Below are 9523 nucleotides of genomic sequence, written 5' to 3'. Positions count from 1 at the left end.
CGCCACGGTCAGTTCGACCACACCCAGCGACGCGCCAAGGTGCCCGCCGGTGGTGGACACGGCATCAATCGTCTCGGACCGCAGTTCATCCGCCAGCTGCTTCAGCTGCTCCACCGAAAGGTTGCGCATGTCATGCGGCATGCGTACCCGGTCAAGCTGGGGGTAGCGCCCAAGGGTCGGAATCGCGGGCTTGGTCTGATCCATGATGTTCGCGTCCATTGTTCTGCGTTGGCCCTTGCCCCGTTTTCAGGGGAGGAACCAACCCGGGTTTCGGTTTGGCCCGTCGGCCCCGGGATCGGGGCCGGCAACAGGCTGCTCCGGCGGCGATGAATGGCGGCTCATGGCACGAAAACCATGGCGACCGTAGCGTAATCGCGATGTGTTACTCCGGTTAAGGCTGTAAATACAGTCTCTAATTCTATGACTGTTGTTAATTGGCCACACCAAAGCTGATAGCAATTGAATACAGGATGGTTTCTGTCCTATACCCTCGTGAAAGGCTTCATGTGTCGTACAAGTCCGCAACCTCGGCATGCTCTAAATGCACGGCTGGGCGATGTTGGGCTTGTTTTCTTGTAGGGGGATGTGACCATATCCGACCTACCAGACTTGAAATGTGAGACCGGCGTTGGGCCGGTGCAGGAGCAGAGGTTTCATGGCCGTTCCTATTATGCAGGCAGTCCGCGTCGGCGCCTATGTTGTCAAGCAGCATGTCACGCGGCGCAAACGTTATCCGCTCGTGCTGATGCTCGAGCCGTTGTTCCGCTGTAACCTGGCCTGTGCCGGGTGCGGCAAGATCGACTATCCCGCCCAGATCCTGAACCAGCGCATGACGCTGCAGGAATGTCTGGATGCGGATACCGAAGCGGGCGCGCCGGTCATTGCCGTGGCCGGTGGCGAGCCGCTGCTGCACAAGGAAATGCCCGATATCATCCGTGGGCTGATCGCGCGCAAGAAGTACGTCTACCTGTGCACGAACGCCCTTCTTCTGGAAAAGAAGATGGACGATTACGAGCCGAACCCCTTCTTTTCGTGGGATGTGCATCTGGATGGCGACCCGGCCATGCATGACGCATCGGTGTGCCAGGACGGCGTGTACGAACGCGCGGTCGCCGCCATCAAGAAGGCGAAGGCCCGTGGCTTCCGCGTGTCGATCAACTGCACCCTGTTCGATGGGGCCGACCCCAAGCGCGTCGCCGCCTTCTTTGACGAAGTGATGGCGATGGGCGTTGACGGCATCATGACCGCGCCGGGCTATGCCTATGAACGCGCGCCGGATCAGGAACACTTCCTGAACCGCCACAAGACGAAGCAGCTGTTCCGTGACATCTTCCGTCTGGGCAAGGGCAAGAAGTGGCGCTTCACGCAGTCGCCGCTGTTCCTGAACTTCCTGGCCGGTAACGAACAGTACCACTGCACCCCGTGGGGCAAGCCGCTGCGTAACGTCTTTGGCTGGCAGCGCCCGTGCTACCTGCTGGGCGAAGGCTACGCCAAGAGCTTTGAAGAGCTTATGGCCGATACCGACTGGGATGCCTACGGCACCGGCAATTACGAAAAATGCGCCGACTGCATGGTCCATTCCGGCTACGAATCGACCGCAGTCATGGATGCCGTCCGCAGGCCCTGGCACATTGCCAAGGTCGCCCTGTTCGGGCCGGAGACGGAAAAGCCGATGGCCCCGGAAATCTCGCTGGCCAACCAGCGGCCGGCCGAATACGTGTTTACCCAGCACGTTGACGCCAAGATGGCCGAACTTGCCGCCCGCAAGAAGCCCGCGGCCGCGCCGCGCGTGAACAAGGTGGCGGCCCCGGCTGAAACGGCCGACGCGGCCGACTGATTGCGCGGCCAGCGCTTTCACGCATTACGTTAGGGAAAGGCGGGGCATATGCCCCGCCTTTTTCTTTTGCATGTGTATTTTCAGGCATGTGCCCGTGTGTGTGATTATGCTGTAGGATCGCGGGATCATGGTTGTCTCACTGATTGTCATATTATGCCTCGTTCTGCTCAACGGGCTTTTTGCCATGGGCGAACTGGCCCTGATTTCCGCCCGCCGCGCGCGGCTGGCCATCCTTGCACGTGATGGAACCAAGGGGGCGGACCGTGCCCTGAAACTGGCGGGGGACCCGCAGAGCTTCCTGCCCACCGTCCAGATCGGCATGACCCTTGTCTCGATTCTGGAAGGCAGTTTTGGCGGCAACAGCATCGAGGCGGGCGTCAGCCGCTGGCTGGCCCATGTGCCCGCCCTGCGCTCCATTGCCGATGAGCTGGCCATGTTTCTGGTGGTCAGCGCCATTACCGCCGTCATGCTGGTGCTGGGGGAACTGGTGCCCAAGCAGATCGCGCTGCGCCAGCCCGAACAGATCGCGGCGCGCCTGTCGCTGCTGCTGGAATGGATGGCATGGCTGACGCGGCCCATTGTCTGGCTACTGAAACGGTCATCTGAACTGGTGCTGAAGCTTATGGGAATCGGCGGGGCGATACGGCAGTCCGTCTCGGTCGAGGAACTGCGCGCCTACATTGCCGAAGGCGCGCAGGCGGGTGTGCTGGAACAGGAGGAGCGTGACATGATCGAACGCCTGCTGCGCCTGGCCGAACGCCCCGTCCGTGCGATCATGACCCCGCGTAACGAACTGTGCTGGGTGGAACGGCATGTGCCGCGCGCGCAACTGCTGCAGGTGCTGCGTTCGACCACCTATTCGCGCATCGTGGTGTGTGAAGGGGGCGTGGACAACCCGGTGGGCGTGATCCTGGCCAAGGACATGCTGGACCGGTTTCTGGATGGCAAAAGCCCGTCGGTCGAGATCGGGCTGCGTCATCCCATTTCGGTGCCTGATACGCTGTCGGCCTTTGACATGCTGGAGCGCATGCGCGACTCCCCGCTGGGCCTTGCGCTGGTTCTGGATGAATATGGTTCGTTTGAGGGAATCGTGACCTCGTCCGACCTGTTCGGCGCCATCGTGGGTGAGCAGCATGAACCGGGCAATACCCCGCCCCAGCGGCTGGCCCATGACGATGTGCTGGTGCTTGACGGGTCCATGCCCGCCGATGAGGTCAAGGACCGGCTTGGCCTGGCCGACCTGCCCGCCGAGGGCAGCTATCACACCCTTGCGGGGCTGATACTGGCCCTGCTGCGGCGCGTGCCCGCCAGGGGGGACAAGATCGTGTTTTCCGGATGGCTGTTCGAGGTTCTGGAAATGGAAGGCCGCCGCGTCGTGCGCGTGCAGGCTAGCCGTCAGTTGCTGGCGGAAAACTGATAACCAGACACGGTAAACATTTCCGGGCGCCGCCTTTTTTCAGAAAGTCGAGGCTTTTTGAAAAAAGCGTCACCAGAAACGCCTTTCAGGTCCGTCCTGCATGAAAAAAGGGGCGTCCCGTGGCCATCGGAACGCCCCTTTTCCAAACGGATGCAAAAGACCCGTTAATGAATGGTGTGGCCGGCATGGCCCGCCATGGCGACTTCGGCATCGAAACCGGGCCATTCATTGCGGGCCAGCGTTTCCAGTGAAGGCGCTGCAATCCCCAGCCTGTCGGCATAGATCCACAGGAAGGTGAAGGCCCGGCGAACGTAATCGCGGGTCTCGGCATTGGGCAGGCTTTCGACATACAGCAGGGGGTCCGCCCCTTCATCCATCGTGGCGTTATGGCGCGAGATGGCTGATGGCCCGGCATTGTAGCTGGCCAGCATGCGGATCATGTCGCCGCCCGGAGGCACCTGCTTCCCGCCGGTCTGGGTGGAGCGCTGGGCCAGGTACAGCACGTAGCTCTGCCCGATATCGAGGTTGGTCGCAGGGTCATGCAGGTCAGCGGGGCGGCGGATGAAGCGGTCCCTGTCGTGCGTGATGAAAGAGGCCGTCACGGGCATGAGCTGCATCAGGCCCCGCGCGCCAGCCCCGGAAACCACGCTGCTGTCGAAATTGGATTCCAGCCGCGTCAGCGCATAGACCAGCGCCGGGTCCATGCGGAAACCATGTTCGGGCTGCAGCGGCGGCAGGGGAAAGCGGGAGGTGTAGGTGCTGTGCTCGCTCTCGTTCGTGTCGATCAGCGCGAGCATCTGGGCCGACAGGTCCTTCATGTTCATGGCGTCGGCCACCATCTGGGTGGAATGGCACAGGGCGGCGTCGTTCTGGATATCGGGCCACATGCGGCGCAGGGTGGCTTCCGCCCGGTCGTGTTCGCCAACCTGCAGCAGGGCGAAGGCACGGCGTCCCGCCGGCGTGGCGGCGACCGCCTCGATATCGATTTCACCCAGCACGCGGTTGCCCGCGTGGATGGCCTGCTGTTCGGCCGCCAGTGTCATGGCGGCGTTCGGGCCGATGGGACCGGGTGTATGGGTGGATCTGGGGGCTGGCGTGCGCAGCCCAAGGATCTGCGAGGCCAGCAGGCCATAGAATGTATGCGGGGCGGCTGCAGCGCGGTGCAGCCATGGGTGGTAGGCCGCCACGTCGCCCGTCGCCTGGTGGGCGCGTGCGGCCCAGTAGGCGGCGCCGGCGCGGATGCTGCCCGGTGTCAGGCTGGCGCGTGACGCAGCCTCGAACAGGGGTTCGGCCATGTCGGGCCGTCCCTGCCGCCATGCGGCCAGACCGGCCACATAGCCTGCAAGCCCCAGCCGCTGGCCGGAGCTTTCAAATGCGTCGCGCGCAATCGACATGGCAAGCCGGTTTTCACCACTGCTGAACAGGGTCATGGCGATTTCCGCCTGGAGGTGCGCGGCATACAGGTCGTTCACGCCCGGCGTCACCGCGATCAGGTGCAGGGCGCTGCGTGCCCCTTTCACCCCCTGCGCCGCGCGTTCGCGCACCGCGTGGTCCAGCAGGCTGTTGCGGGTGAAGACGCGCAGCGAGGGGTCATCCTCCTCCGGCAGGTGGATGTGCTGCGGCGGGTGGCTGCTGTCCAGCGCATTATGGGCGGGCGCTGGCGGCAAGGGGCCACCCCGGTTGGGCATGGACGACAGCAGGGAATAGATCGCAGGCGAATCAGCCAGGCCCGAGAACGTGCGCAGCCACAGCCGCAACTGCCCCGCATTGGCGTGGTAGGCCGGGTTGAGGTAACGCGCGGCCAGGATATCACCCAGCAGGGTATCATCGTGGATGGCGGCCGTTTCACGGATGGCGGCGTCGAACTTGCCATCGGCCTGCAGCCGGAACACCCGGCGGATACGGCTTACGTCATCGGGCGCGAGGGGACGCGGCAGCCCGGCGCTGCCATGTGCGGGCAGGCGCGGAAGGGCGAGTGCCGTTTCCTCGTTATGGTCACCGTGGGGGGGGGAATCCTGATCCGCCCTCCCGGCTTCCACTGTTTGGGCACGAAGCGGCGCGAACGCCGCCCCTGCCAGAAATGCGGCGCCAGCCAGAAAGGCCGCCACCGCGTGATGGGGGGTATTGATTGTCCCTCGCATAGCGGAGCCGGATGTAAGCCCTGTGCGAATGGAAAGCAACAGATATCGTATTACAGGATGGTAAATAAGTTTTCAGAACAGATGTGGGAACTATATGTAAACGGTAAAAAACATACACTTAAACCACAATGAATAGCTGCTTTGTCCCAAGCTAATAGCCCGGAGCGATCTTGTTAATACATTTTATGTTTTCAAAGGAATGCTGCCGATTGCTTCACGGATCAGAAGCATATCTTTCCACGCGTCACGGCGGGCCGTGGCGCTGGCGCGTAGCTGCAGTGGATGGCGCATGGGCAACGCCTGCGGCATGGGCGCGGTTGCACCCTGATCCGCACTTTCGGCAGGCAGGGGCAGGTCGCGCCAGCGGCCACGCATGCGTGCCGCCGTGGTGCGCTGGTCCAGCAGGACCGACACCGGCAGGTTGCCCATGAGCACCACGCGCGCGGGGCGCGCCAGCACGATCGCGCGCTGGATGAAGGGCAGGCAGATCCGCGTCTCGGCGGCGGAAGGCGGCCTGCCGCCGGGCGGCCGCCACGGGATGACCGGCGCGCGCAGCAGGCTGGCCTGATCAATGCCGATACTGGCAAACATGGCGCCGACCAGCGCCCCGCTTTCCCCCGCAAAGGGGTGGCCGCTGCGATCTTCATCCGCGTCGGGGGCCTCGCCGATCAGCATGAGCGGGGCTTCTTGCGGTCCTTCCACAAATACGCTGCTGGTCGCGGTGTCGCGCAGGCTGCATGCCCCGAAATCGCGGATGGCGGCATGCAGTTCCGCCAGTGTGCGCGCGGCCTGCGCCGCCGCCCGCGCCATTGCCACCGCCTGGTCGATCAGGGTGGCGGACCCGCGTGGCGGGGGGGGCGCCGGGTGGTGTTTTCTATGTCCATTCCCCGCGTCTGGCTGTATGGGGGGGGGCTGTGTCGGCCGGGAACGGTCGTCTATTGTGGGCGCGGATGCCAGCCAGTCATGTGGGTGGGGGTCCAGCGCCTCATCGGCGCCCCATTCGACATACAGGCGCAACAGGGACAGGGAATCAGTCATCGGATGGATATATCCCGCACAGGCAACGCACGCACGCGCCGACCTGCCCCCATGCGCAGGGTTTGGCAGCGGACGCCGCACGCGGTAGATTCTGGCGTCATGCTCTTACCTCGTCTGTCACGCATGGTCGTGGCCTCCCTTGTTGTACCGCTCATCGCCGGGATTCCCAACCGCGAAATCCACGCCGCAACCCCGGATGAAGCCATCATCCACGCGGGACAGCAGGACCTGGCCACCAACCTGCTGGTCGGCAGCGTCGCCTCCAGCGAGGGCGACAACGCCACCGCGGCGCAGGCTTTCGGCAATGCGGCGCGGCTGGCCCCCACATACCACCTGTTCAGCGAACGCGCGTTTTACTACAGCATCCTGGCCGGCCGGCCGGAAGCCGCGACCCTGGCGCGTAGCCAGACGCCGGGCGTGATGTCCGCGCTGGTGCTGGGCAATGCCGCCGCCCTTGCGGGAAAATGGGATGAGGCGCTGGCAAGCTACCAGAGCGCGCCCGCCGACCAGATCATGACCCTGCTGCGCCCGCTGCTGCGCGCATGGGCGTTGCAGGGCGCGGGCCGGACGGATGAAGCGCTGGCCGCCCTTGATACCGCCCGGCAGGATCGCACGCTGGGGGGATATTACACCCTCCATGCCGCGCTGGTCGCCCAGTTGTCGGGGCAGAAGATGCGTGCGGACGCGCTGTTCCGGCAGGCTGGCGGCATGACGGGTGGGGACCTGTTTACCTCGCTGGTCATGGCGCGGTGGCTGGTGGCGCAGGGGCACGGGGCCGATGCGCAGGCGCTGGTCAACCAGCGTATCGCGGGCATGCCGGTGCTGGAAGCGGCGCGCGCCAATATCATGGCCATGATCCAGCGTCCCGTGGTGACCCATGCAACGCAGGGGCTGGCGCAGGCATACGGGCTGATCGCCCTGCTGATCGACCAGCAGCTTTATACGCATGACGGCTCGGATGACGACCACCAGCCGCCCGACATGGCGATGGAGATCGGCACCCTGCGCGGCACCGAGCAGATGATGCTGCGCATGGCGCTGGTGCTGGACCCGGCGGATTCGGAAGCCCGGCTGCTGCTGTCCTCCATGCTGCACCTGCGCAAGCAGGACCGGCAGGCGCGTGAGGCGCTGGATGGCGCGCCGGCGGATGATCCGCTGCTGCCGGTCTACCGTACTGAACAGGCCGACCTTGATGTGGTGATGGGGCACAGGGAACAGGCGGCGCAGGAACTGCGCGACCTGCTGCGGCAGGCCCCTGATGACCGCATGCTGTGGTCCAGCCTTGGCGATGCGCTGCTGGACCAGCAGAAATGGGCTGAAGCGCTGGACGCCTACCAGCATGCCGTATCCCTGACACCGCACCAGCTGGAAGGCGATGACTGGCGGCTGCTGTTCGGGCAGGCCATAGCGCAGGAACGCCAGAACCACTGGCCACAGGCGCGCGCGCTTTTGCTGCATGCCCTCCAGCTTTCCCCGAACGAGGCCGAACTGCTGAACTACCTCGGGTATTCCATGGTTGAACATGGCGGCGACCCGGTCCAGGCGGAAACCTACCTGCGGCGTGCGCTGGCGCTGGCCCCGTCCGATAACCAGATCCGTGACAGCGTGGGCTGGGTGCTCATGCGGCTTGGCCATGTGGCCGAGGGCCTGCCGCTGCTGGAACAGTCCGCCGAGCAGATGCCGCAGGACCCGGCCATCAACTACCATCTTGGCGTTGCGTACTGGATGGCGGGCCGCAGGTTGGAAGCGGTGAATGAATGGCAGAACGCCATCCAGTTCCAGCCCGACCCCATGGACAGGCGCAAGATCACGGCGGCCCTGACCTATGCCAAGGCATGGCAGGCCAATGCGGGCCGTCCCGGCGTGACGCTTCCGGCTGACCTGCGGCCCGCGCTTCCCCCCGCACCTTCCCCTTCACAGGCAAATGGAACCCACCACTGATGTCCCCGCTACGCGAACTGGCCCATGCAAAGATCAACCTGTACCTGCATGTCACGGGACGGCGCGATGACGGCTACCACCTGCTGGACAGCCTGGCCGTGTTTGCGGGCGCCGCTGATGAACTGCGACTGGAACAGGGTGCCGGGCGCGGGGGGCATGTCGGCCTGCGGGTCGAGGGGACATTCGCCCCGGGACTGCGGGATGACTGCGCCGATAACCTGATCGTGCGCGCGGGCGCGCTGCTGCGCGCGCATGTGGGGCCGGATATGGCGCATCGCCTGCCGAATGTGGATATCGTGCTGCGCAAGGAACTGCCGGTGGCATCGGGGATTGGTGGGGGATCGGCCGATGCGGCGGCGGCGCTGCGGCTGCTGCTGAAGGCATGGGGCCTGTCCATCTCCCGTGCCGATCTCATGGCGCTTGCGACCCGCCTGGGGGCCGATGTGCCGGTGTGCCTGGACCAGATGCCTGCCCGCATGGAAGGAATCGGGGAGGAACTGACCCCCGCTCCCGTATTGCCCCCCTGTGGCATGATGCTGGTTAATTGCGGGCAGAGTGTTTCCACCCCGCAGGTGTTCAGGTCACGCGCGCCCGGCTTCACGCCGCGTGCCGGCCTGCCCGCGCGGTGGTCTACGCTGGCTGACATGGTGCGTGACCTGTCGGCGCAGACCAATGACCTGCAGGATGCGGCCTGCGCCATCTGCCCTGAAATCACGACTGTGCTGGACGCCCTGCATGCGGCCCCCGGCTGCCGCCTTGCGCGGATGAGCGGGTCGGGTGCGACCTGTTTCGCCCTGTTTGACAGCCCGGAGGCGGCGCAGGCGGCAGCGCCCGCAGTGCGTCACGGAAATTGGTGGGTCTGGGCCGGCGACCTGTGCCGCACGGGCGCACGCTTGGAACCCCGTGCCGATTCGCTGCCTGCGTAATCAGACGCAACCCACTGTAAATCATAAAAGTTTTTGGTGAAGCTTTTTTCAAAAAGCTTCAAAAGAACGCCACCTTTTAAAAAGAACGGCCCCCAAAAACTTTTATTACTTCCTGGGCGTGGCCTAGAGCATTCTGTGATTAGGTTGATGCATATCCTGAGTTTTTGAGGTAGTTGGCACATTCCTGTGGTGAGAAGCCTTTGATGAGTGAGCCGATGCGTTT

The 9523-nt window shown here is 64.3% G+C and carries 7 protein-coding genes; 4 read left to right on the top strand and 3 right to left on the bottom strand.

Annotated elements, in window-relative coordinates; translation table 11 throughout:
* On the bottom strand, positions 1-204 hold a 204-nt coding region (locus CFR76_RS16740), incomplete at its 3' end, for a 1-deoxy-D-xylulose-5-phosphate synthase N-terminal domain-containing protein (RefSeq protein ID WP_408884378.1).
* Positions 205-655: 451 nt separating this feature from the next.
* Here CFR76_RS16740 and hpnH point away from each other — a divergent pair.
* Complete coding sequence (gene hpnH, locus CFR76_RS16735) at positions 656-1837, top strand: adenosyl-hopene transferase HpnH (RefSeq protein WP_110557919.1); 1182 nt, start codon at positions 656-658, stop codon at positions 1835-1837.
* 127 nt (positions 1838-1964) lie between these two features.
* Entirely contained in the window at positions 1965-3254 is a 1290-nt protein-coding gene (locus CFR76_RS16730) for a hemolysin family protein (RefSeq protein WP_110557918.1), read from the top strand.
* 164 nt (positions 3255-3418) lie between these two features.
* Here the strand turns inward: CFR76_RS16730 and CFR76_RS16725 are convergent, their stop codons facing one another.
* Both CFR76_RS16725 and CFR76_RS16720 read right to left on the bottom strand, forming a co-directional pair.
* Positions 3419-5395, bottom strand: a complete 1977-nt coding sequence (locus CFR76_RS16725) for a lytic transglycosylase domain-containing protein (RefSeq protein ID WP_110557917.1) — start codon at positions 5393-5395, stop codon at positions 3419-3421.
* Between the two features lie 183 nt (positions 5396-5578).
* Positions 5579-6514, bottom strand: coding sequence for a uracil-DNA glycosylase (locus CFR76_RS16720; RefSeq protein WP_110557916.1), 936 nt, complete (start codon positions 6512-6514; stop codon positions 5579-5581).
* A gap of 42 nt (positions 6515-6556) precedes the next feature.
* Between CFR76_RS16720 and CFR76_RS16715 the strand changes: the two genes are divergently transcribed.
* Together CFR76_RS16715 and CFR76_RS16710 are read left to right on the top strand one after the other, a co-directional pair.
* Entirely contained in the window at positions 6557-8374 is a 1818-nt protein-coding gene (locus tag CFR76_RS16715) for a tetratricopeptide repeat protein (RefSeq protein WP_110557915.1), read from the top strand.
* Positions 8374-9300 carry a 4-(cytidine 5'-diphospho)-2-C-methyl-D-erythritol kinase gene (locus CFR76_RS16710; protein ID WP_110557914.1) on the top strand — a complete coding sequence of 309 codons (927 nt, stop codon included), beginning with the start codon at positions 8374-8376 and terminating at the stop codon, positions 9298-9300. Before CFR76_RS16715 ends, CFR76_RS16710 begins: the two co-directional genes overlap by 1 nt.
* Positions 9301-9523 lie beyond the last annotated feature (223 nt).

The organism is Komagataeibacter swingsii, assembly GCF_003207895.1.
Lineage (GTDB): Bacteria > Pseudomonadota > Alphaproteobacteria > Acetobacterales > Acetobacteraceae > Komagataeibacter > Komagataeibacter swingsii.
Note: the sequence above shows the minus strand (reverse complement) of the source record. Positions and strands in the feature narration are given on the sequence as shown.

What these genes read in the sequence shown, in the direction of transcription:
- hpnH (WP_110557919.1), top strand. Translation starts at nt 656, where the DNA reads ATGGCCGTTCCTATTATGCAGGCAGTCCGCGTCGGCGCCTATGTTGTC.
- CFR76_RS16730 (WP_110557918.1), top strand. Translation starts at nt 1,965, where the DNA reads ATGGTTGTCTCACTGATTGTCATATTATGCCTCGTTCTGCTCAACGGG.
- CFR76_RS16725 (WP_110557917.1), bottom strand. Translation starts at nt 5,395, where the DNA reads ATGCGAGGGACAATCAATACCCCCCATCACGCGGTGGCGGCCTTTCTG.
- CFR76_RS16715 (WP_110557915.1), top strand. Translation starts at nt 6,557, where the DNA reads ATGGTCGTGGCCTCCCTTGTTGTACCGCTCATCGCCGGGATTCCCAAC.
- CFR76_RS16710 (WP_110557914.1), top strand. Translation starts at nt 8,374, where the DNA reads ATGTCCCCGCTACGCGAACTGGCCCATGCAAAGATCAACCTGTACCTG.